Raw genomic sequence first — 21,255 nt, 5'->3', positions numbered from 1 at the left:
ATTCCGCGTGTCCCCAGCCGCGGGTTCGGCCTGCCGCCGAAGCCGCCTGCATGTTACCGCACGCGGCGCGGCGTGACGGCACGTGCAGGCCGACCGCGCCACACGATGCGTGCCGCGACGATTCGCTCAGAACTTGTAGGTCGCGCCCGCGATGGCGTAGTAGTTGCTGCGCGACTGGACGATCGGGCTGTCGCCGTAGCGGCCGAGCAATCGCGTCACGCCGCCGGTCGCGAGCACCGACCAGTGCTGCGAGAGCGTCCAGTTCCACGCGAGCGCCATCGACGCGCTGTCGATCCCGCCGCGCGTCGAATACGGCCGGAACCGGCTCGTCATCGACTGCGCATCGGTCACGCCGTAGAACGTCTGCGTGTAGCGCCCCGAGCCCGCATGCACGGTGCCCGTCACGATGATCTCGTGCTGCGCGGTCTTGAACACCGGCACCGCGAGATCCATGTGACCCGACACGCCGCGCGACGTATGCGTCACGGGTGAGTCGATCGTGACGCTCAGTTCCGCCGCGTTGAACAGCGTCACGCCCGCGCGCACGCCGACCAGCACCGAGCCCGGAACCCGGCCCATGCCCTTCAGGTAGTCGGAGCCCGGCAAGTCGAGGCGGTTCTCGTCGGCTCGACCCGGGTCATAGCTCACCGCCGCCGACACGAACGCGCCGTGCGGCAGGTCCAGCCGGTAACCGGCGCCCTGGGTACTGTCGATGAAGAAGCCATTGCCGAACTTCGCGGAAAACCCCGGCGCGACGACGCCGCGAGACTGGTTGCTGCCCGGGTAGCGCGGCGCGATACCGCCACCCAGCGACAACGAATACTGGTTTTCCGCGTGGGCGGCGGCGGCAAGGGTCAGGCCGGCGAGCGGCATGCAATAGCGGTAGCGGCGGAGTAGTGGGCGCACAATATTGAGATAAAAGTGACGGAGCCCGCAGTCTAGGTGCCGCCCTGCGCCGCGACTGTCCTGAATATTCGGAGAATCTGTGCTCAATTGTGTTCGATTGTTCGAGATTGTCGCCCCGCTCCCCCGGCCTTCGATGCGCCGGATAGAATTCGCGTGCCGCGCCACGCACCGGCTTGCCCGGGCGTGCGTTGGCGCGTGCGCCTCGAGGAGACCATGAACGAAGACCCACTCAAATACCGTGTACTGCTGATCGAAGACGACGACCGCCTGGCGCAGCTCGTCCGCGAATACCTCGACGGTTATGAATTCGCGGTGACGGTCGTGCGACGCGGCGACCTCGCCGTCGCCGCGGTGCGCGAGCACCAGCCGGCCCTCGTGATACTCGACCTGATGCTGCCGAACCTCGACGGCATGGAAGTCTGCCGGCGCATCCGCGCGTTCACCAACGTCCCCGTGCTGATCCTGACTGCGCGCCTGGACGTCTACGACCAGGTCGCGGGCCTCGAGACGGGCGCCGACGACTACGTGACGAAGCCGATCGAACCACGCGTGCTGGTCGCCCGCGCCCGCGCGCTGCTGCGCCGCGCGCAGCCGGCCGTCGCGGAAGCGCCGGTGGCCGCGCCCGAAGCGCTCGTGTTCGGCGAACTGGCGATCTCGCCGCCGAACCGCACCGTCACGTGGCGCGGCGAGCCGGTCGACCTGAAGACCGCCGAATTCAACCTGCTGCTGATCCTCGCGCGCGCGGCCGGCACCGTGCTGAGCCGCGACGACATCCTGAAGCAGCTGCGCGGGATCGAGTTCGACGGGCTCGATCGCTCGGTCGATTCCGGCATCTCGAAGCTGCGCCGCCGCTTCGAGGATGCGTCGTCGGAGCCGCACAAGATCAAGACGATCTGGGGCCGCGGCTACCTGTTCAGCCCTTCCGCGTGGGACGAATAAATGCTCCGCCCATTGATTCGGCTGTACCTCGTCGTGATCCTGTTCGTCGCGGCGTCGATCATCTTCATCCAGCTGTCGTTCGACCGGATCTTCTACGATCGCAGCGCGCAGGCGGAGCGCGACGCGTTGACGACCTACGCGTTCGTGCTCAACGACTACCTCGAACGCCATCCGGGCGAGCAGCGCAAGGTGGCGCTGCGCGAGCTCGCGAAACACGGCAACGAACGGTTCGACTTCATGCCGATGGCCACCGCCCGCGCGCAATTGAGCGGCGAGCCGCTGCGCGATCTCGACGCCGGCCTGATCGCGATCAGCTACGACGCGAAGGATTACTACATGCCGCTCGCGGATGGTTCGGTGCTGCATGCGCGGCCGATCGAGGCATTCAGCCTCGACATCAGGATCTATGCGTACATGCTGCTCGCGCTCAGCACGCTGTTCGCGGTGGTGCTGTGGATTCACTATCACTGGCGCGACCTGCGCAGGCTGCAGGAAGCCGCCCGCGCATTCGGCGCCGGTACGCTGTCGACGCGCGTGAAGCTGTCCGGCAAGTCGAACATCTACGAGCTGTCGCAGCAGTTCAACGACATGGCCGAGCGCATCGAGGCGTCGATCAAGCAGCAGCGCGAAATGATGCACGGCATCTCGCACGAACTGAAGACGCCGCTCGCGCGGCTCGAATTCGGGCTCGCGCTGCTCGCCGAGCCTGACGAAACGGCCCGGATGCGCGAACGCCGCGACGCGTTGCGGCGCGACGTGCGCGAGCTCGACGAGCTCGTCACCGAGCTGCTGACGATCGGCCGGCTCGAACAGGGTGCAAGCCAGCTCGCGCCGATGGAAGTCGTCGTCGACGCGCTGCTCGACAGTGTCGCCGGCAACGTCGCGAACGACATCGTCGATCGCGGCATCACGCTCGACGTGTCGGCCCTCGACGCGCCCGCGACCCACGTATGCGACCCGAAGCTGGTCGCCCGCGCATTGCTGAACCTGATCCGCAACGGCGCACGTTACGCCTCGCGCACGGTGCTGCTCGCCGCCGAGCGCAACGCGTCCGGCGCGCTCGTGTTGAGCGTCGACGACGATGGCCCCGGCATTCCGGCCGCCGAACGCGCCCGCGTGTTCGAACCGTTCCAGCGGCTCGACTCCAGCCGCGACCGACAGACCGGCGGCTTCGGGCTCGGGCTCGCGATCGTGCGGCGCGTCGCGCAGGTGCATGGCGGTGACGTGCGGCTCGAGGATTCACCGCTCGGCGGCGCACGCTTCGTGATCACGCTGCCCGCGCTGTCGCTGCCGGACAACCTGTTCGACTTGCCGGATGCCCTCTCGCATGCCGACGCGTTCGGCGGCAGCACCGGCATGGCCCTCCCGCGGCAATGAAGCGCGCGGCAGGCGGCGCCCCGGCCGCCGTCGCCTGACCTGCGCGCCGCTCAGCGGCGGCGCAGCAGCGCGACGAAGAACAGGCTGCCGAACATCGCGGTCACGATCCCGATCGGCAGATCCTCCGGCGCCGCGAGCGTGCGGGCGGCCACATCGGCCCAGACGAGCAGGATCGCGCCCGTCAGCGCGGCCACCGGCAGCAGCCTGCCATGCTCGGCGCCGACGACGCGACGGCACAGATGCGGCGTCACGAGCCCGACGAAGCCGATCGCCCCGCTCACCGCCACCATCGCGCCCGTCGCGAACGACGCGACGACGAACACCTCGCGCCGCAGCCGCGCGCTCGGCACGCCGAGCGCAGCCGCGGCAACATCGCCCGACATCAGCGCATTCAGTTCGCGCCGGCGCGCGTACAACGCGCCGCCGGCGAGCGCCGCGCAGACGGCCGGCACCAGCAGCAGATCCCAGCGCGCCAGCCCGACGCCGCCGAGCATCCAGAACAGCACGGAGGACGCGGCGCGCTGGTCGCCGAGATACAGCAGCAGGTTGCCGAACGCGGCCATCATGAACGACACCGAGACCCCCGCGAGCAGCAGCCGGTCCGATTCGAGCCGGCCGCGCCGGTAAGCGAGCGCGACGACGCAGGCGGTCGCCGCGAGCGCGCCCGCGAACGCGGCAGCCGACAGCGTGAACGGGCCGAATGCCGCACCGGCCATCACGGTGACCGCGACAGCGCCGAGCATCGCCCCCGCACTCACGCCGAGCAGGTGCGGATCGGCCAGGCGGTTCGCGGTCGCGGCCTGCAGCGCGACGCCGACCGCCGCCAGCGTCGCGCCGACGATCGCGGCCAGTAGCGCGCGCGGCATCCGGATCAGCCAGACGATGCTGTCGTCGCCCGCCCCCGCCGCCACTGCGCCGGCCTCGCCGAACGCCGACACGATATGCGTGGCGACGATGCGCACCGCCGCAGGCATCGCGATCGGCGCCGGCCCGAACGCGGCCGACGCGACGATCGACACGATCAACAGCAGCGCCAGCGCCGGCAGCACCACGCGCATGGCGGGCCGCGCTGCACGCACGTGCACGCTCATCGCGCCGGCCCGGCGAACGCGGCCGGATACAGCGCGCGCGCCAGCGTCTCGACGGCCGCGACGTTCTCGGGGCCCGGCGTCGCCGCATCGTAGGGAATCACGATGAAGCGCCGGTCGCGGATCGCGGCCACCCGTGCGAGCGACGGCTGGCTCAGCAGGAACTGCTGCTTCTGCGCAGCCGTCACGGCCGAATAGTCGACGATCACGATCACCTGCGGATCGCGCGCGACCACGCTTTCCCAGCTCACCTGCGTCCAGCTGCGCGGCAGGTCGGCCATCACGTTGCGCGCGCCGGCCGCCGCCAGCAGCGCGGTCGGCATCGCGAGCCCGCCGGCCGTCATCGGCTTGTCGGTGCCGCTGTCGTAGACGAACACGCGCAGCGGCTCCGGATGCCCGATCGTGCGCGACACCGCCGCGAGACGCGTGCGCATCGACGCGACGACCTGCGCGGCGCGCGCGTCGACGCCGAAGATCCGGCCGAGATTGTTCAGGTCGCGGAACACGTCGTCGAACGACGCGGCCGCCTGCTTCATCACGTGCGAACACGATTCGGTCAGCTCGTACGCACGGATGCCGAACGGCGCGAGCGTCGCGGGCGTCACCGGGCCGCCGACATGCATCCCGTAGTTCCAGCCCGCGAGATAGAAGTCGGCGCGCGCGGCCGCCAGCACCTCGAGCGACGGATACTGGCTCGCCAGTTCGGGTACGCCGCGCAGCGCTTCACGCACGCGTGCGGTGCCCGTCTTCCAGCCGCCGATCCCGGTGTAGCCGACGAGCCGGTCCTTCAGGCCGAGCACGAGCATCATCTCGGTCAGGTTCACGTCGTTGCTCACCGCACGCGTCGGCGCGCGCTCGAACGTCACGTCGCGATCGCAGCTGCGCACGGTGACGGGATAGGCGCCCGCATGCGCGGCCGCGCAGCCGAGCACGGTCGCGGCAACCAGCCGGCGAAATACAGGCGACAAAGCAGAGGACAAGACAGGAAACGGCATGGCAATCATTCCGGATGAAGCGGCGTGATGCGCGGCCGGCCCGTGACGGGATGGCGATCGACGAGCGCGGCGACGCCGAACACGTCGCGCAGCAGCGCTTCGGTCAGCACGTCGGCCGGCACGCCCGACGCGACGACCCTGCCGTGCGCGAGCACGTGGAGCCGGTCGCAATACGCGGCCGCGAGATTGAGGTCGTGAATCGTGGCGAGCGTCGCGATGCCGAGGCGCCGCACGCGCGCGAGCAGTTCGAGCTGATGGCGCAGGTCGAGATGGTTGGTCGGTTCGTCGAGCAACAGCAGTTCGGGCTGCTGAGCGAGTGCGCGGGCCAGCAGCGCACGCTGCTTCTCGCCGCCCGACAGCGACGCGAAGCGCTGCGCACGGCGCTCGACGAGGCCGACGTCGTGCAGCGCGGATTCGACGATCCGGCGATCGTCCGCCGTCTCCGCGTCGAACGGCCGCTGGTGCGGCGTGCGCCCCATGCCGACCAGTTCGTCGACCGTCAGCCCGAAATCGTCCGGCGTCTCCTGCTGCAGCACCGCGATGCGCTGCGCGACCGCGCGCGGCCGCATGCGCCACACGTCCTGCGCATCGAGCGCGACACGGCCGGCATCGGGCCGCGCGTAACGGAACACGCAGCGCAGCAGGCTCGTCTTGCCGCTGCCGTTCGGGCCGACCAGCCCGACGAACTCGCCGTCGGCCACGCTCAGCGTCACCGAATCGAGCACGGTGATCGCGCCGCCGGGAGACCAGCTCACGCGTTCGATGTCGAGCATGTGCATCACGGGAGGTGCGCCGTGCCGCATCAGAAGCGCATCGTCGCGACGAGCTCCGCCGAGCGCGACGGGCCGAGCAGCCATTGCTCGCCGGCGTTCGACGTCGTCACCGCATACGTGCGGTTCGCGAGGTTGCGCAAGATCAGCGCCAGCTCGGTGCGCGACGTCGGCTGCCAGCGCAGCGACGCGTCGAACACCGTGTACGACGGCACCTGCACGCGGTTCGCGTCGTCGCCGTAGGTCGCGCCGACGTAGCGCACGCCCGCGTTCGCCTGCCAGCGCTCGGCAAACGCCCAGCCGAGCCACAGGTTCGCCGTCTGCCGCGGCACGTTGGCCGGCGTATTGCCGGCGTGCGACACCGTCGCGCTGCCGACCTTCTGGTTGAACGCGTCATAGCGCGCGCGCAGCAGCGCGACGTTCGCATCGACCGTCCAGCCGTGCGGCAGCCGCGCGCCGCCCGTCAGCTCGAGGCCGCGCGACGATTGCCGGCCGACCTGCTGGCGCCGCGCGGGATTGAACGGATCGGTGCTGAGCAGGTTGCGCTTCGTGATGTCGTACACGGCGAACGTCCAGTATGCGCGGCCGTCGAGCAACGTCTGCTTGACGCCGGCTTCCCACTGTTCGCCGGTCGCGAGCCGGTAGCCCGCCTGCGACGCGGACAGCGTCACGAGCGAGCCGAGGCCCTCCGCGCCCGTCGTGTACTGCGCATACGCGCTGAGCGTCGGCGCGACTTCGAACACGAAGCCGGTGCGCCAGCCGACGTTCGCGAAACGCTTGTCGAAGCCCGCGCCGGTCGCTGCCTGCTCGCGGCTGAACGCGATGTGGTCGTAGCGCAGCCCGCTCACCCACGCGAGCCGCGGCAGCACTTCGAGCCGGTTCTCGGCGAACACCGCCGCCTGCCGCGCGCGCGTGCTGAACTGCGGCACCGTCGGGTCGGGGCTCGTGAACACGCCAGGGTCGAAGCCGTGCGCGGGCACCATCGATTCGCCGCCGTACGGCGAATTGTTGGTGCCGCTGAACGTGATCTGGCTGAATTCCGTGCCGACGACGAAGCGGTTCGCGCGGCCGAACAGCGTGCCGTCGAAGCGTGCACTCAGCCGATCGCCGATCTGCCGCTGGTGGTGGCCGATGTCGAGATAGTCGCCGCGCGTGACGCGCCCCGTCGCGGCATCGAGCGCATACGATTCGGCATTGCGCCAGTGGCGATTCGACGTCAGGTAGTAGAGCTGGTTGTCGATCGTCACGCCGGCCGTCGGCCGGTAGGTCGCCGACAGGCGCGTCCATTGGTCGTAATAGGAAATCGACGCGTCGGCGACGTTGTAGTTGAGCTTGCGCAGCGACGGATCGAGCACGCCGTTCGGCGCCGGCACGCCATAGTAGGCCGCCGGCATCTGGCGGCCATAGTCGAAGTCGAGCGTCAGCGTGAGCGTCGGGCTCACGTCGAACTTCAGCGCGCCGCCGACGGCCGTCGTATGCGTATCGGCCCGCTCGGCGAGACCGTTCGCGCGCGCATCGCTTGCATGGAAGCGATACGACAGCTTCGGGCCGAGCGCGCCCGTCGTATCGAACGCGGCGCGCTTCGCACCATCCAGGCCGACCCCGACCTGCAGCGTCGTCTCGCGCGTGCGCTGCGGCCGTTTCGGCACCACGTTCACGACGCCGCCGATCGCCCCTTCGCCGTACAGCATCGACGCCGGGCCGCGCAGCACCTCGATGCGCTCGACCGACCACGTATCGAACGGGAACGTGATCGTGCCGGCGGCCGGCATCAGCCGCACGCCGTCGAGCAGCGTCATCACCGATTCCTGCCCGCTGAAGCCGCGCACGCTCAATGCGGTGCCGCCGGTGCCGGGCGCCATCGCGCTGGAGAACCCCGCGGTGCGCGTCACCGCGTCGAGCACCGTGCGATCGCCGCGCGCGTCGATCGTGTCGGCCGTGACCGTCTCGACGCTCGCGGGCGTGTCGAGGCTCGCGAGCCCGAGCCGCGAGCCGGTTTCGAGCGGTTGCGTCAGCGGGTCGGCCGGTGCGGATGGCGCGCTGACGTTGATCGCCGGCAGCGCATGCCGTTCGTCCGGTGCGGGTGCGGCCGCTTCGGCGGCCAACGCGCCGGAGGTCGCCATCGCGCAGCCCAGCAGGGTCGTGCAGCCGCGGGCCACGCGAACGCGCCAGGCGTCGCCGTTCCGGCGCGACGCGGCGTGGTGCCGCTCCCCGCGCGCCGGGGTGTGTCTGGTTTTCGTCACGTCGTATCGATCTTCGGAGGGTGGCGTCGCACGCGGCCGTGCCCGGCAGCCCGGCCCGTCGGTGACGCAAACCTCAGATGATACAATATATCACTTTGATTCGTCAGGATTTCGTCAGGTTGTCCCGGCCGGGTGCGTGGCCGGGGCCGTACGCCGCGCCTACAACGGAAAACTGAACTGCACCCACAGCTTGTCGCCCCGCGGCCGGTTGCGCACCGCGAACTCGTGCTGGTACTTCACGACCACGCCCGACGCCGGCCCCCACATGACACGCAGCTGCGGGCCGATCGCGACCGATTGCCCGCGAGCCGTCCGACGCGACCTTGACGCCGTCCTGCGATCAACGGCCGACTTCCTTCCATTTGCGCGCGAGCCCGAGGCGTTCGACGCGCTCGATCAGGAACTCGGTGAACACGCGGATCTTCGCCGGCTGGTGACGGCGGCTCTGGTACGCGATGTTGACGGTGAGCGCCGGCAGTTGCCAGTCGGTGAGCACCGGCACCAGCTTCCCCGCGACGATATCGTCGTGAATGATGTAGAGCGGCTGGATCAGGATGCCGAGCCCGGCAAGCGCCGCCGCGCGGATCACCTGCCCTTCGTTAGCATCGAGCACGCTCTTGATCGTGACCGACTGCTTCTTCGCGCCGTGGCGGAAATGCAGGACGTACGGATCGTTCGCGAGGTTGTACACCAGCAGCCGGTGGTCGCACAGCGCATCGGGCGTCGCCGGCGCGCCGTGCTTCGCCAGATACCCGGGCGACGCGGCCAGCACGCGCCGCGTCTCGGCGAGCTTGCGCACCGTGATGCCCGAATCCGCTTCATGCTCGCGCGTGCGGATCGCCACGTCGATGCCGGCCTCGATGAAATCCGGATAGCGGTTCGCCGCGACGATCTGCACGTTCAGGTTGGGGTAGCGCCGATGGAACTCGGGCAACGCGGGCGCGATATAGATCGACGCGAACGATACCGACGCGGTCACGCGCAGCGTGCCGGCCGGGTTGACGCTCGCTTCGTTGACTGCCGCATCGGCCTCCGACAGTTCCATCAGGATTGCCACACAACGCCGGTGGTATTCATGCCCGGCATCGGTCAGCCACAGGCGCCGCGTGGTGCGCTCGACGAGCCGCGCCCCCAGCCGCTCCTCCAGCGCGTTCAGGCAGCGGCTCGCCGCCGCGCTCGACATCCCGAGCCGCTCGGCGGCCTTCGACAGGCTGCCCAGCTCGGCGACCTGCACGAAAAATTCGATCTGCGTCCACTTGTCCATGCGTTCGATTCTTCCACCTGGCGGAGAACAAAACTCCTCCAAACCCTCTTTTTTACGATCCGGGGAGGAATTAATGTTACGTCAACGCGCTATCCAACGACATCAGGAGACACCCCCTATGCGCAATCTCAACGAAGACACCATCACACAGGCCGTGATCGCGTCGCTGGGCGGCTGTCGCGACGAGCGGTTGCGCACGGTGATGACCAGCCTCGTCCAGCACCTGCACTCGTTTGCACGGGAGACGAAGCTCACCGAGGCCGAATGGCAAGCCGCGATCGGCTTCCTGACGGCCGTGGGCCACATCACCGACGACAAGCGCCAGGAGTTCATCCTGCTGTCCGACGTGCTCGGGCTGTCGACCCTCGTCACCGCGCAGAATCACGCGAAGCCGGCCGGCTGCACGGAGGCGACCGTGTTCGGCCCGTTCTACGTCGAAGGCAGCCGCGATTTCGGGATGTTCGACGACATCGCGAACGGCGCCTGCGGCGAGCCGTGCTTCGTGTCGGGCCACGTGCGCGGCATCGACGGCCTGCCGATCGCGCACGCGTCGCTGGAAGTCTGGCAAGCCGACGAGGACGGGCACTACGACGTGCAGCTTCCGGCCGACGACGGCTCGGTCACGCACCGCGCGCGCGGCCGGCTGCGCACGGATACCGACGGCCGCTACGCATTCCGCTCGATCCTCGCGGAGCCGTATCCGATTCCGCACGACGGCCCCGTCGGCGCGATGCTCGACGCGCTCGGCCGTCATCCGTGGCGGCCCGCGCACCTGCACTTCATGATCGAGGCGCGCGGCTACGAAACGCTGATTACGCACGTGTTCCGCGACGGCGACCGCTATCTCGACTCCGATGCGGTGTTCGGCGTACGGTCGACGCTCGTCGCCGACTGGATCCGGCACGCGCCCGGCATCGCGCCGGACGGCTCGCGCATGGACACGCCGTTCTACACGCTCGATTACGACTTCGTGCTCAATCCCGCGGAGCGCGCCGCATGATCCGCCACGTCGTGATGTGGAACGTCGCCGGCGCGGCCGAACCCGAGCGCGCGGTGGCACGCACCATCGTCAAGACCGCCTTCGAAAGCCTGCGCGGCCGGATTCCGGGCATGATGCACCTCGAAGTCGGCGCGGATTTCAGCGCGGCCGACTACGCGTGCGACCTGATTCTCGTCGCCGATTTCGAATCGCGCGAAGCACTCGACGCATACGCGACGCATCCCGAACACGCACGCGTACGCGACGCACTGACGGGCCTGCGCATCTCGCGCCATCAGGTCGACTACGCAACGGAGTAACGACGCCATGAACTTCATCTACCAGGCCCGCCCCGCCCGCGTGATCTTCGGCGCAGGCAGCCTCGAGCATCTCGAACGCGAAGTGCTGGAACTGGGCGCGCAACGCGCGATCGTGCTCTGCACACCGGAACAGCGCGATCTCGCGCAACGCCTCGTCGAGCGGCTCGGTGCGCGCGCGGCCGGGCTGTACGATCGCGCGACGATGCACGTGCCGATCGAGATTGCCCGCGATGCGCAGGCGTTCGCCAGGTCGCGCGATGCCGACTGCGCGATCGCGATCGGCGGCGGTTCGACGATCGGCCTCGGCAAGGCGATCGCGCTCGAAAGCAGCCTGCCGATCCTCGCGATTCCGACGACGTACGCCGGCAGCGAGATGACGCCGATCTACGGCCTGACCGAAGGCGGCGTCAAGCGCACGGGCTCCGACGCTCGCGTGTTGCCGAAGACGGTGATCTACGATCCCGCGCTCACCGTCACGCTGCCCATCGGGCTGTCGGTGACGAGCGGCCTCAATGCGATCGCGCACGCGGCGGAAGGCCTCTACGCGAACAACGCGAATCCGGTGATGAGCCTCGTGGCCGAAGAAGGCATTCGCGCACTCGCGCGCGGCCTGCCCGGCGTGCGGCGCGACCCGGCCGATCTCGACGCGCGCAGCGACGCGCTCTACGGCGCGTGGCTGTGCGGCATGGTGCTCGGCAACGTCGGCATGGCGCTGCACCACAAGCTCTGTCACACGCTCGGCGGCAGCTTCAACCTGCCGCACGCGCCGACCCACACGGTCGTGCTGCCGCATGCGCTCGCATACAACGCCGCGCACGCGCCGGAAGCAATGCAGCGGATCGCCCGCGCGATCGGCACGAACGACGCCGCACGCGGCCTCTACGCGCTGGCGCTCGACAACGGCGCGCCGGTCTCGCTGAAGGCGATCGGGATGCAGGAAGCCGACCTCGATCGCGCCGCCGACATCGCGGCCGCCAATCCGTACTGGAACCCGCGCCCGATCGAACGCGACGGCCTGCGCGCGCTGCTGCAGGACGCGTTCGACGGCAACCTGCCCGGTACGACCGCGCGCTGAATCGAACACTGTGACGACGCGATCGTCGGCTACGGCCCGACCGGCCTCGTCGCCGCATCGATGCTGGGCCCCGTGTTGCTGCAGCTCGCGCTGGCCGACTTCCTGGCGGAGCGGCGCATACGACGCGCATTTGCGCCGCGTCCGGCGCGTGTTCGAGGACAACCTGGCGCGGATGACGCGCACGATCGAGGCCAGCTTTCCGCCTGGCACGAAAGTGAGCCGGCCGGCCGGCGGCTTCGTGCTCTGGCTCGAACTGCCGAAGCGATTCGATTCACGCGCGCTGTTCGATGCCGCGCTCGAACAGGGTATTTGCTTCGCGCCGGGTGACATCTTCTCGGCCAGCCGGCGCTTTCGCCATTGCCTGCGCCTGAGCGCGGGGCACGTGTGGAACGAACACATCGAGGACGGCGTCCGCTGCCTGGGGCGGCTCGCGCAGGCACAACTCGCGCGCTAAGCGCGCGGCGGCCACTGCGCCGCAATCGCCCCGCTCAACCGCCGAGCTTGAACGACGGCAACTGCTGGGCGAGCCGCGCGCCCATTTCGGCACCGAGTGCCTGCAGCGCATTGAACGGCCGGATCATGACCTCGAACTCGACGATCCGCCCTTCTTCGTCGAAGCGGATCATGTCGATCCCCTTCAGCGCCTTGTCGCCGATGGCCGCACTGAACTCCAGCACCACGCTCTCGCCGTCGTCGGTGACGAACTGGCGGTGATAGGTGAAATCCTCGAGGATCGTGATGACCGTGCGCAACGCCAGCAATAACGCGGGCGCCGGCCCGTACGGCTTGAACGCCATCGGTGAGCGGAACACGGCGTCCGGATGGACGATCGATTCCAGTGCGTCAAAATCCTTGCGTTCGACCATCGCGTGCCACGTGTCGAGCGATTGCGCGACAGCGGGTTGAAGATGCAGCGGTGCGTTCGTCATCGAAAACTCCTGTATCGTCGGGCGGAAAAGAAACGTATCGGTCTCAAAGGGTCGCGGCCAGCGTCGTGCCCTGGTGAATCGCGCGCTTCGCGTCGAGCTCGGCCGCTTCGTACGCGCCGCCGATCACCTGCACCTTGCGCCCGGCGGTCTCCAGTTGCTCCGCCAGTTCGCGCAACGGCTCCTGCCCCGCGCAGATCACGACGTTGTCCACCGGCAGCGTCTGCTCGATGCCATCGATCGTCACGTGCAATCCATCGTCGTCGATACGCCGGTAGGTCACCGCCGACGACATCCCGACCCCGCGCGCCTTCAGCGCCGTGCGGTGGATCCATCCGGTGGTCTTGCCGAGCCCGTCGCCAACTTTCGATGCCTTGCGCTGCAGCAGATGGATTTGCCGCGCTGCCGGCTCGGGGTGCGCGTGACGCAAGCCGCCTGCGTTCGCATACGACGGGTCGACACCCCACTCGGCGAAGAAGCGGTCCGCGTCGACGTGCCCGGCGCCCGCACGATGCACGAGATATTCCGCGACGTCGAAGCCGATCCCGCCGGCGCCGACGATCGCAACGCTGCGTCCTACCGCCTTGCCGTCGCGCAGCACGTCGAGATAGCCGAGCGCCTTGGCGTGCCCGACACCGTCGATCGGTGGCGTGCGCGGCACGATGCCCGTCGCGATCACCACTTCGTCGAATTCGTGTTGCAGCAGCAGCTCGGCGGTCGCGCGCGTATTGAGGTGGAGCGTCACGCCGCGCAGTTCGAGCTGCCGACGGAAATAGCGCAGCGTCTCGTTGAACTCCTCCTTGCCGGGCACCTTCTTCGCGATGTTGAACTGGCCGCCGATCTCGGCGCCGGCTTCATACAGCGTCACCGCATGACCGCGCTCGGCCGCGGTGACCGCGAAGCCGAGGCCCGCCGGCCCGGCGCCGACCACGGCGATCCGCTTGCGCTGCTGCGCGGGGCGAATCACGAGCTCGGTTTCATGGCACGCACGCGGATTCACGAGGCACGACGTGATCCGGCCGCTGAACGTGTGGTCGAGGCAGGCCTGGTTGCAGCCGATGCACGTGTTGATTTCGTCCGCGCGCCCTTCCCGTGCCTTGCGCACGAACTCGGCATCGGCGAGAAACGGCCGCGCCATCGACACCATGTCGCAATAGCCGTCGGCCAGCAGTTGCTCCGCGACTTCCGGCGTGTTGATCCGGTTGGTCGCGACGAGCGGGATGCCGACCTTGCCCATCAACTGCCGCGTGACCCAGGCGTACGCGGCGCGCGGCACCTTCGTCGCGATGGTCGGAATGCGCGCCTCGTGCCAGCCGATGCCCGTATTGATGATCGTGGCACCGGCCGCTTCGATCGCCTGCGCGAGCCGGATCACTTCGTCGAGCGTCGAGCCGCCTTCGACGAGATCGAGCATCGACAACCGGTAGATGATGATGAAGTTCGTGCCGACCCGCTCGCGCACGCGCCGCACGATCTCGACCGGGAAACGGATGCGGTTCTCGTACGCGCCGCCCCATGCGTCGTCGCGATGGTTCGTGCGCGCGGCGATGAATTCGTTGATCAGATAGCCTTCGGATCCCATGATCTCGACGCCGTCGTAGCCCGCCTGCTGCGCGAGGGCCGCACATCGGACGAAATCGGCGATCGTCTCGTCGACTTCATCACTCGTCAGCGCATGCGGCGTGAACGGGTTGATCGGCGCCTTCAGCGCGCTCGGCGCGGCGAGCGCCGGGTGATACGCGTAGCGCCCGAAATGCAGGATCTGCAGCGCGATCTTGCCGCCCTCCGCATGCACCGCGCGCGTCACGACACGATGACGCTCCGCTTCTGCTTCGGTCGTCAGCATCGCGCCGCCGGGCGCCGGACGGCCCCGCTCGTTCGGCGCAAATCCGCCCGTGACGATCAGGCCGGCCTCGCCGCGCGCACGCTCCGCATAGAACGCCGCCATCCGCTCGAAGCCGTTCGGCGCTTCCTCGAGGCCCACGTGCATCGACCCCATCAGCACGCGGTTCCTGAGCGACGTGAAGCCGAGCTCGAGCGGGGTCGTCAGATGCGGATAACGCGATGTCATGGGGTGTCTCCAATTTTTATGCAACAAGTTGCACAGATAGTAGTCGACCGCTTTCGTTTATGCAACCCGTTGCATAAACGCATCCGCCATCTTGTACTGTGGCCCCGATATGGCAAGATGCGGTTCATTCCGCGGCCTCCTCCGATCCGACATGTCCTTGCCCCACGCACTCCTCACCGCGCTTGCCGAACGCCCGGGTTCGGGCTCCGAACTCGCCGACCGTTTCGATCGCTCGATCGGTTATTTCTGGCAGGCGACGCACCAGCAGATCTATCGCGAGCTGGGACGTCTCGAGGAAACGGGCTGGATCGAATCGCTGCCGGCCGAATCGGGGCGCGGCCGCAAGCGCGCGTACCGGATCCTGCCGGCGGGCAAGAAGGAGTTGCGCCGCTGGATCGCCGAACCGGAAGACCCGACGCCGCTGCGCGAAGCGTTGATGGTGCGCCTGCGCGCGGAAGCGGTGCTCGGCCCGGCCGGCCTCGAGGACGAAATCAGGCGGCGCATCGCGTTGCACCAGGAGAAGCTCGACCTGTATCTGCAGATCGAGGCACGCGATTTTTCGGAAAGCGCCGATTCGCGCACGAAGCGCCTTCAGCACCTGGTCCTGCAAGCCGGCATCGCGAACGAGCGGTTCTGGGTCGAATTCTCGCAGCACGCGCTCGACGTGCTGCGCTTGCCGAAAGACTGAACGACTGAACGACTGAACGACTGACGGAGGACCTGACGATGACGCAGAAAACCGTGCTCTGCTACGGCGATTCGAACACACACGGTACACGCCCGATGACGCGTGCCGGCGTACTGGAGCGGTTCGCACGCGAAGAACGCTGGACCGGTGTGCTGGCGCACACGCTCGGCGCGAGCTGGCGGGTCATCGAAGAAGGGTTGCCCGCGCGCACGACCGTGCATGACGATCCGATCGAAGGCCGGCACAAGAACGGTTTGTCGTATCTGCGCGCGTGCGTCGAAAGTCACTTGCCCGTCGATGTCGTCGTGCTGATGCTCGGGACCAACGATCTGAAGACACGCTTCTCGGTCACGCCCGCCGACATCGCGACGTCGGTCGGCGTGCTGCTTGCCGAGATCGCCGCGTGCGGTGCTGGTCCGTCCGGTACGTCACCGACGCTCGTGCTGATGGCACCTGCGCCGATCATCGAAGTCGGCTTCCTCGGCGAGATCTTCGCGGGCGGCGCAGCGAAGTCGCGGCAGCTCGCGAAGCGGTACGAACAGGTGGCAAGCGACGCCGGTGCGCACTTTCTCGATGCCGGCGCGATCATCGAGGTGAGCCCGGTGGATGGCGTTCACTTCGCGGCCGATCAGCATCGTGCGCTCGGGCAGCGGGTCGCGGCCCTTCTGCAGCAGATCGCGTAACGCGCACGAGCGGCGGACCGCCGCCGCGCGGCGTGTGCCGGAACACGGCGCGCCGCGCGCGGAAAGCCGGTCACGCGTCCGGCAGGATCACCACCTTGCCCTTCACCTGCCGGTTGGCCATCCGCGCGATCGCATCGGCCGCACCGGCCAGCGACACACGCTCGGTGATCGCGGGTCGTACCTTGCCGGCCGCGAACCATTCGGCCAGCAGGCGCATGTTCGCGACATGCTGCTTCGGATCGCGGCGCACCGCATCGCCCCAGAACACGCCCAGAATGTCGCGCTCCTTGAGCAGCGCCAGGTTCAGCGCGAGCTTCGGAATCTCGCCGGCCGCGAAGCCGACCACGAGGAACCGGCCGCGCCACGCGGTCGCGCGCAACGCCGCTTCGCTGTAGGCACCGCCCACCGGATCGTAGACGACGTCCGCACCGCGCCCGCCGGTCAATTCGTCCACGCGGCGGCGCAGGTCTTCGGTCGCATAGTCGATCGTCTCGTCGGCGCCCGCTTCGCGGCACAGCGCCAGCTTGTCCGCACTCGACGCCGCCGCGATCACGCGTGCGCCGAGTGCCTTCGCGATCTCGATCGCGGCGAGGCCAACGCCGCCCGCCGCGCCCAGCACGAGCAATGTCTCGCCTGCTTGCAGCCGCGCCCGCTGCTGCAACGCGTGCAGCGACGTGCCGTACGCCAGCACGAGCGCCGCGCCCTGCTCGAATGTCATGCCCGGCGGCAGCGCGGCAATCTGGTGCACGTCGGCCACGCACTGCTGCGCAAAGCCGCCGTGCCCGGTGAACGCGACCACCGCATCCCCCGGCTGCCACGCGGTCGCGCCCTCGCCCACCGCGTCGATCACGCCGGCAAATTCCGCGCCCGGCGAAAACGGCAGCGCCGGCTTCACCTGGTATAGCCCCTGGACAATCAGCGCGTCGGGGAAATTGAGCGACGCGGCCTTCACCTGAACCCGGACCTGGCCCGCGGCCGGCTCGGGAATCGCCACGTCCTCGATGCGCAAGCTGTCGATCGGGCCGAATGCGGTACACAACAGGGCTTTCATGTTCGTCTCTCTCCTTGTGCGGCGTGGCCGCGCATCGAGTCATCCCGCGGGGCGCGCCCGCATGGCCGGTTCACGACGAATCCGCAACAGCCGACGGAATCGGCATCCGCGACATCGTCTGCATACCGGAATGTCGGTGAGGCAATGATCAGAACCACGCGTCGCGCATGTCGAGCGTCGTCGTGTCGACGCTCGCGAGCAGATCGAGCTGCGCATCCACTTTCGGCAATTCCCAGTTGAAGAAATAGCGGGCCGCCGCACGCTTGCCGTCGTGGAAATCGTCGGCGTGCCCGTGCGCGGCGAGCGTCACGTCGAGCCACAGCCATGCCACGACAAGATGGCCGAACGCTTCCAGATAGACGCTCGCGTTCGCGAGCCGCGCCTGCGGATCGCCGATCGCGCCGAGTTGCCGTGTGACCTCGACCAGCCGCGCCCACCGCCGCGCCAGCACATCGGCCCGCTCGCGCAGGTCGGCATCGAGCGTCCGCGCGCGTTCGACAGTCGCGCCGATCCGCGCATCGAGTGCGTGCAGCAACGCGCCATCGTCCTGTGCGACCTTGCGGCCCAGCAGGTCGAGCGCCTGGATGCCGTGCGTGCCTTCGTGGATCGGGTTGAGACGATTGTCGCGATAGAGCCGTTCGACCGCATAGTCGCGCGTGTAGCCATAGCCGCCGTGCACCTGGATCGCGAGGTCGTTCGCCGCGAGACACCACTGCGACGGCCAGCTTTTCGCGATCGGCGTCAGGATGTCGAGCAGGCGCGTGGATTGAGCGCGCACGTCCGCATCGTCATGCGCGCGTGCTTCGTCGACCAGTTTCGCGCAATACAGGATCAGCGCGAGACCGCCTTCGACATAGGCCTTCTGCGCGAGCAGCATGCGCCGCACGTCCGGATGGTCGACGATCGGCGCCTGCGGCGCGGCGGCATCCTTGCCCGCCGGCCCGAGCGGGCGCCCTTGCGGCCGGTTGCGCGCATAGTCGAGCGCGTGCAGGTAACCCGTGTAGCCGAGCGCCACCGCGCCCGCGCCGACACCGATGCGCGCCTCGTTCATCATGTGAAACATGTAGGCGAGGCCGTGGTTCGGCTGGCCGACCAGATAGCCGATCGCGCCTGCGCGCCCTTCCGGGCGGTAGCGCGTGCCTTCGCCGAAGTTCAGCAGGCAGTTGGTGGTGCCGCGGTAACCCATCTTGTGGTTCAGCCCCGCGAGCACCACGTCGTTGTGCTCGCCCTGCACCGCGCCGTCGGCGCCCGGCAGGTACTTGGGCACGATGAACAGCGAGATGCCGCGCGTGCCGGGCAGCAGCCGGCCGTGTTCGTCGGGAATCTTCGCGAGCACGAGGTGGACGATGTTCTCCGTCAGTTCGTGTTCGCCGCCCGAGATCCACATCTTGTTGCCGGTCAGCCGGTAGCGCGGGCCGAGCGGCGAATCGCCTTCGAAATCCGCGCGCGTCGCGATGTCGGACAGCGACGAACCGGCCTGCGGCTCGGACAGGCACATGGTGCCGAGATAGCGCCCTTCCAGCTCGGGGCGCGCAAATGCGTCGATCTGCGCGGGGCTGCCGTGCGCGACGAGCAGGTTCGCGTTGGCGGCGGTCAGGAACGGATAGGCGGACGTGGCGATGTTCGCTGCCTGGAAGAACAGGAACGACGCGGCCTCGACCAGCTTCGGCAAGCGCATGCCGCCGAGCGCTTCGTCGTGGCCCGCGGCGATCAGCCCGGCATCCGCAAAGGCGCGCACGGCCGGTTCGACTTCCGGGATCAGCGTCACGCGCTCGCCGTCGAACTGCGGTTCCTCGCGATCGCCGCGCGCCGCATGCGGCGCGAACAGGTCTTCGGCAATCCGCTCGCTGGTGTCGAGCACCGCGTCGAACGTCTCGCGACTGTGCTCGGCGTAACGCGGCAGCGCGACGAGCGCTTGCGCGTCGAGCCAGTCATACAGCAGGAACGCGAGATCGCGTCGCGACATCAACAGGCTCATCGTGTTGCCCTCCGCGTGCCCGGCGCCCGCCGCGCGCGGCCGGTACGCTGCGCGCCGCGGTCGATCCGCGCACGCCCGAACGATGCAAGCTCCATCACGTCTGTCTCCTGTCGGGCGGCCCGCCGGCGCGCGTCGTGGGCGCCGGTTGCCGGCACCGGATCTGTGAGTCGGTGACTGCTAGTGCTGGCGGGAATTTAGCACGGTCGTTCTAAACCGACAATGCCCGGATGCCCGGATGCTCGCTTGCCCGGTCATCCGGCTGCAAGCGGGCCGGCGGGAAGGATCGTGAAAGCCGGCCGCGGCGCTCATGCGTCCGGCGGTGCCGGCCCGTCGTCGGCGAGCGTGCCGAGCGGCACGAACATGTAGCCCTTGCCGCGCACGGTGCGGATATAGCGATAGTCGCCGACGGCCTGCTCGATCAGGTTGCGCAGGCGGAAGATCAGCACGTCGAGCCCGCGCTCGGAACGCCCGGCCGTCTTGAGTCCGAGCAGCACGAGGATCTCGGTGCGCGACAGCACGCGCATCGGCTGCGTGATGAACAGCTCGAGCAGCGTGAACTCGCTCGCGCGCAACCCGAGATCGCGCCCCGCGCGGCTCGCGCGCCGGTTCGCGAAATCCACCTCGATGTCGCCGAATGCATAGGGCGCAGGAATGCCGGATGCGCGCGGCCGTTGAGGACGGTTCGCCGCGTGACGGCGCATCGCGCAGCGCACGCGCGCGATGAACTCCATCGGCTCGAACGGCTCGACGACGTAGTCGTCCGCGCCGATCTCGAGCGCGACGACCTTGTCGGGCGTCTGCGCGCTGCGACTGAGCACGATCACCGGGATGTCGCACCCCGCGCGGCGCAGCGCGCGGAGCGCCACATACGCGGGCGTCGCCGGCTGCTCGACGCGCAGCACGACCAGCGCCGGCGGCCCCGCCGCCACGCGCGTCGGCAACATCGACACGTCGTCGAACGCGGCCGTATCGATCTGCGCACTGCGCAGCAACGCGCGGATCATGTCGCGCGTGCGCGGATTCGACTCTACGACGAGAACTTGGGTGGCCATGAAAAATTGCTCGACACGACAACCTGGACGACACACGCCGACGTTGCGCCGATCCTGCCGGCTCGCGCGCCGGCGATCGCGCGGTGCCGGCTCCTACCCCTGCATGCAGCAATCGAGACTCGTCGCGAAATAGCCGAGGCTCTTGCGAATCGACGTCTCGACGTCGCGCACGTCGCGGGCGGCGGGCGACCGGCCGAGCAGCGTCGCGACGATGTCGAGCGCTTCCCACGGATGCCGGTCGTCGTAGTCGGCATGCAACTTGAGCCAGCGCATCGCGCGATGCCGCGCCGCCGGATCGAACTGCGTCTCGTACGACGACGCACACAGCAGCGCGCTCCATTCGCCCGTCACGCCTTCGATCGCATAGTTGGTCGCGGCGATGCTCGGCGCGAGTGCGTCGGCGCTGGCGCTGCGCCAGCACCAGTGGCTCAGTGCGAAGCCGTCCGGCGACGCATCGCCGCCCAGCATCATGTCGATCGTCACGCCGGACTCGGCGGCCCAGTTGGCCCAGTGGTCGACGTGATTCTGCTCGACGCGGATGTTGCGGATCAGGTAGCGCCGCGCCTTCTCGTCGCCGCGCGACCGATACGCGGCGGTCTTCACCAGGTTCATCGCCATGTACTCCGGAAACTGGCTGACCACCGCCCAGCCGGTCACGAAGAACGTGCGCAGCTGCGACGCGCGCAAGGTGCCGGCGCTCATCGCCGCGAACACCGGATGCGCGAGAACGCGGGCCTTCAGCTCGTCGGTCGCGCCGACCACATCGCGCAACCAGCCGGGATAGCTGGCCAGGTCCATCAGGTCGCCGGTCAGCTCAAATGGAGCACTCATGCGTTCGATCCTCCGTGGT

General features: G+C 68.7%; 21 protein-coding genes. 8 read left to right on the top strand and 13 right to left on the bottom strand.

The features are described from left to right. Window positions 1-126 precede the first annotated feature (126 nt). Window positions 127-873, bottom strand: coding sequence for a MipA/OmpV family protein (locus CFB45_RS07410; RefSeq protein ID WP_089425103.1), 747 nt, complete (start codon window positions 871-873; stop codon window positions 127-129). 246 nt (window positions 874-1,119) lie between these two features. Between CFB45_RS07410 and CFB45_RS07405 the strand changes: the two genes are divergently transcribed. Beyond that, entirely contained in the window at window positions 1,120-1,845 is a 726-nt protein-coding gene (locus CFB45_RS07405) for a response regulator (RefSeq protein WP_089425887.1), read from the top strand. Further along, window positions 1,846-3,222, top strand: a complete 1,377-nt coding sequence (locus CFB45_RS07400) for an ATP-binding protein (protein WP_089425102.1) — start codon at window positions 1,846-1,848, stop codon at window positions 3,220-3,222. It begins immediately after the preceding gene. A 50-nt stretch (window positions 3,223-3,272) separates the two neighbouring features. Here CFB45_RS07400 and CFB45_RS07395 read toward each other — a convergent pair whose 3' ends face one another. The 6 genes from CFB45_RS07395 to CFB45_RS07370 all read right to left on the bottom strand — a co-directional run bounded on the left by CFB45_RS07395 (window position 3,273) and on the right by CFB45_RS07370 (window position 9,582). Then, a complete protein-coding gene (locus CFB45_RS07395) occupies window positions 3,273-4,313 on the bottom strand; it encodes a FecCD family ABC transporter permease (protein ID WP_179255046.1) in 1,041 nt (346 codons plus the stop codon). After that, complete coding sequence (locus CFB45_RS07390) at window positions 4,310-5,305, bottom strand: ABC transporter substrate-binding protein (protein ID WP_373452672.1); 996 nt, start codon at window positions 5,303-5,305, stop codon at window positions 4,310-4,312. Before CFB45_RS07390 ends, CFB45_RS07395 begins: the two co-directional genes overlap by 4 nt. A 5-nt stretch (window positions 5,306-5,310) precedes the next feature. Then, window positions 5,311-6,084 (bottom strand): ABC transporter ATP-binding protein, encoded by a 774-nt coding sequence (locus tag CFB45_RS07385; protein WP_256978220.1) that lies wholly within the window; start codon window positions 6,082-6,084, stop codon window positions 5,311-5,313. Between the two features lie 23 nt (window positions 6,085-6,107). Further along, complete coding sequence (locus tag CFB45_RS07380) at window positions 6,108-8,198, bottom strand: TonB-dependent receptor (RefSeq protein WP_089425884.1); 2,091 nt, start codon at window positions 8,196-8,198, stop codon at window positions 6,108-6,110. 279 nt (window positions 8,199-8,477) lie between these two features. Beyond that, window positions 8,478-8,585, bottom strand: a complete 108-nt coding sequence (locus tag CFB45_RS07375) for a hypothetical protein (protein WP_144025183.1) — start codon at window positions 8,583-8,585, stop codon at window positions 8,478-8,480. A gap of 73 nt (window positions 8,586-8,658) precedes the next feature. After that, on the bottom strand, window positions 8,659-9,582 hold the full coding sequence (locus tag CFB45_RS07370) for a LysR family transcriptional regulator (RefSeq protein WP_089425099.1): 924 nt from the start codon (window positions 9,580-9,582) through the stop codon (window positions 8,659-8,661). A 118-nt stretch (window positions 9,583-9,700) separates the two neighbouring features. Between CFB45_RS07370 and CFB45_RS07365 the strand changes: the two genes are divergently transcribed. The 4 genes from CFB45_RS07365 (at window position 9,701) to CFB45_RS07350 (ending at window position 12,410) form a co-directional block, all read left to right on the top strand. After that, complete coding sequence (locus CFB45_RS07365) at window positions 9,701-10,582, top strand: intradiol ring-cleavage dioxygenase (protein WP_089425098.1); 882 nt, start codon at window positions 9,701-9,703, stop codon at window positions 10,580-10,582. Then, complete coding sequence (locus CFB45_RS07360) at window positions 10,579-10,881, top strand: Dabb family protein (RefSeq protein ID WP_089425097.1); 303 nt, start codon at window positions 10,579-10,581, stop codon at window positions 10,879-10,881. Before CFB45_RS07365 ends, CFB45_RS07360 begins: the two co-directional genes overlap by 4 nt. 7 nt (window positions 10,882-10,888) lie before the next feature. Then, window positions 10,889-11,956, top strand: a complete 1,068-nt coding sequence (locus CFB45_RS07355) for a maleylacetate reductase (RefSeq protein WP_089425096.1) — start codon at window positions 10,889-10,891, stop codon at window positions 11,954-11,956. 148 nt (window positions 11,957-12,104) lie between these two features. After that, a complete protein-coding gene (locus CFB45_RS07350) occupies window positions 12,105-12,410 on the top strand; it encodes a hypothetical protein (RefSeq protein ID WP_254600308.1) in 306 nt (101 codons plus the stop codon). A gap of 34 nt (window positions 12,411-12,444) precedes the next feature. Here CFB45_RS07350 and CFB45_RS07345 read toward each other — a convergent pair whose 3' ends face one another. Further along, on the bottom strand, window positions 12,445-12,885 hold the full coding sequence (locus tag CFB45_RS07345; protein ID WP_089425095.1) for a nuclear transport factor 2 family protein: 441 nt from the start codon (window positions 12,883-12,885) through the stop codon (window positions 12,445-12,447). 43 nt (window positions 12,886-12,928) lie between these two features. Then, complete coding sequence (locus CFB45_RS07340) at window positions 12,929-14,953, bottom strand: oxidoreductase (protein ID WP_089425094.1); 2,025 nt, start codon at window positions 14,951-14,953, stop codon at window positions 12,929-12,931. A 151-nt stretch (window positions 14,954-15,104) separates the two neighbouring features. Here CFB45_RS07340 and CFB45_RS07335 point away from each other — a divergent pair, with 151 nt between their 5' ends. Further along, window positions 15,105-15,641: a PadR family transcriptional regulator gene (locus tag CFB45_RS07335; protein ID WP_174975641.1), complete on the top strand. Its 537-nt coding sequence runs from the start codon at window positions 15,105-15,107 to the stop codon at window positions 15,639-15,641. Window positions 15,642-15,679: 38 nt separating this feature from the next. Next, entirely contained in the window at window positions 15,680-16,324 is a 645-nt protein-coding gene (locus CFB45_RS07330; RefSeq protein WP_089425092.1) for an SGNH/GDSL hydrolase family protein, read from the top strand. Window positions 16,325-16,394: 70 nt separating this feature from the next. Here CFB45_RS07330 and CFB45_RS07325 read toward each other — a convergent pair whose 3' ends face one another. From CFB45_RS07325 to CFB45_RS07310, 4 genes are all read right to left on the bottom strand, one after another. Then, window positions 16,395-17,375, bottom strand: coding sequence for an NADPH:quinone oxidoreductase family protein (locus CFB45_RS07325; RefSeq protein ID WP_089425091.1), 981 nt, complete (start codon window positions 17,373-17,375; stop codon window positions 16,395-16,397). A 148-nt stretch (window positions 17,376-17,523) separates the two neighbouring features. Next, window positions 17,524-19,353, bottom strand: coding sequence for an acyl-CoA dehydrogenase (locus tag CFB45_RS07320; RefSeq protein ID WP_089425090.1), 1,830 nt, complete (start codon window positions 19,351-19,353; stop codon window positions 17,524-17,526). Between the two features lie 305 nt (window positions 19,354-19,658). Further along, window positions 19,659-20,405 carry a response regulator transcription factor gene (locus CFB45_RS07315; protein WP_089425089.1) on the bottom strand — a complete coding sequence of 249 codons (747 nt, stop codon included), beginning with the start codon at window positions 20,403-20,405 and terminating at the stop codon, window positions 19,659-19,661. A 93-nt stretch (window positions 20,406-20,498) separates the two neighbouring features. After that, on the bottom strand, window positions 20,499-21,236 hold the full coding sequence (locus CFB45_RS07310; RefSeq protein WP_089425088.1) for a TenA family transcriptional regulator: 738 nt from the start codon (window positions 21,234-21,236) through the stop codon (window positions 20,499-20,501). Between the last annotated feature and the right edge of the window lie 19 nt (window positions 21,237-21,255).

It is taken from the genome of Burkholderia sp. HI2500 (assembly GCF_002223055.1).
Classification (GTDB): Bacteria; Pseudomonadota; Gammaproteobacteria; order Burkholderiales; family Burkholderiaceae; genus Burkholderia.
The sequence above is the reverse complement of the archived record's forward strand: the minus strand, read 5'-3'. Positions and strand labels throughout refer to the sequence as shown.

Bases quoted from the DNA above. Each gene is read 5' to 3' on its own strand.
- CFB45_RS07410 (WP_089425103.1), bottom strand. From the start codon at position 873: ATGCCGCTCGCCGGCCTGACCCTTGCCGCCGCCGCCCACGCGGAAAAC.
- CFB45_RS07405 (WP_089425887.1), top strand. From the start codon at position 1,120: ATGAACGAAGACCCACTCAAATACCGTGTACTGCTGATCGAAGACGAC.
- CFB45_RS07400 (WP_089425102.1), top strand. From the start codon at position 1,846: ATGCTCCGCCCATTGATTCGGCTGTACCTCGTCGTGATCCTGTTCGTC.
- CFB45_RS07395 (WP_179255046.1), bottom strand. From the start codon at position 4,313: ATGAGCGTGCACGTGCGTGCAGCGCGGCCCGCCATGCGCGTGGTGCTG.
- CFB45_RS07390 (WP_373452672.1), bottom strand. From the start codon at position 5,305: ATGCCGTTTCCTGTCTTGTCCTCTGCTTTGTCGCCTGTATTTCGCCGG.
- CFB45_RS07385 (WP_256978220.1), bottom strand. From the start codon at position 6,084: ATGCACATGCTCGACATCGAACGCGTGAGCTGGTCTCCCGGCGGCGCG.
- CFB45_RS07380 (WP_089425884.1), bottom strand. From the start codon at position 8,198: ATGGCGACCTCCGGCGCGTTGGCCGCCGAAGCGGCCGCACCCGCACCG.
- CFB45_RS07375 (WP_144025183.1), bottom strand. From the start codon at position 8,585: ATGTGGGGGCCGGCGTCGGGCGTGGTCGTGAAGTACCAGCACGAGTTC.
- CFB45_RS07370 (WP_089425099.1), bottom strand. From the start codon at position 9,582: ATGGACAAGTGGACGCAGATCGAATTTTTCGTGCAGGTCGCCGAGCTG.
- CFB45_RS07365 (WP_089425098.1), top strand. From the start codon at position 9,701: ATGCGCAATCTCAACGAAGACACCATCACACAGGCCGTGATCGCGTCG.
- CFB45_RS07360 (WP_089425097.1), top strand. From the start codon at position 10,579: ATGATCCGCCACGTCGTGATGTGGAACGTCGCCGGCGCGGCCGAACCC.
- CFB45_RS07355 (WP_089425096.1), top strand. From the start codon at position 10,889: ATGAACTTCATCTACCAGGCCCGCCCCGCCCGCGTGATCTTCGGCGCA.
- CFB45_RS07345 (WP_089425095.1), bottom strand. From the start codon at position 12,885: ATGACGAACGCACCGCTGCATCTTCAACCCGCTGTCGCGCAATCGCTC.
- CFB45_RS07340 (WP_089425094.1), bottom strand. From the start codon at position 14,953: ATGACATCGCGTTATCCGCATCTGACGACCCCGCTCGAGCTCGGCTTC.
- CFB45_RS07335 (WP_174975641.1), top strand. From the start codon at position 15,105: ATGTCCTTGCCCCACGCACTCCTCACCGCGCTTGCCGAACGCCCGGGT.
- CFB45_RS07330 (WP_089425092.1), top strand. From the start codon at position 15,680: ATGACGCAGAAAACCGTGCTCTGCTACGGCGATTCGAACACACACGGT.
- CFB45_RS07325 (WP_089425091.1), bottom strand. From the start codon at position 17,375: ATGAAAGCCCTGTTGTGTACCGCATTCGGCCCGATCGACAGCTTGCGC.
- CFB45_RS07320 (WP_089425090.1), bottom strand. From the start codon at position 19,353: ATGAGCCTGTTGATGTCGCGACGCGATCTCGCGTTCCTGCTGTATGAC.
- CFB45_RS07315 (WP_089425089.1), bottom strand. From the start codon at position 20,405: ATGGCCACCCAAGTTCTCGTCGTAGAGTCGAATCCGCGCACGCGCGAC.
- CFB45_RS07310 (WP_089425088.1), bottom strand. From the start codon at position 21,236: ATGAGTGCTCCATTTGAGCTGACCGGCGACCTGATGGACCTGGCCAGC.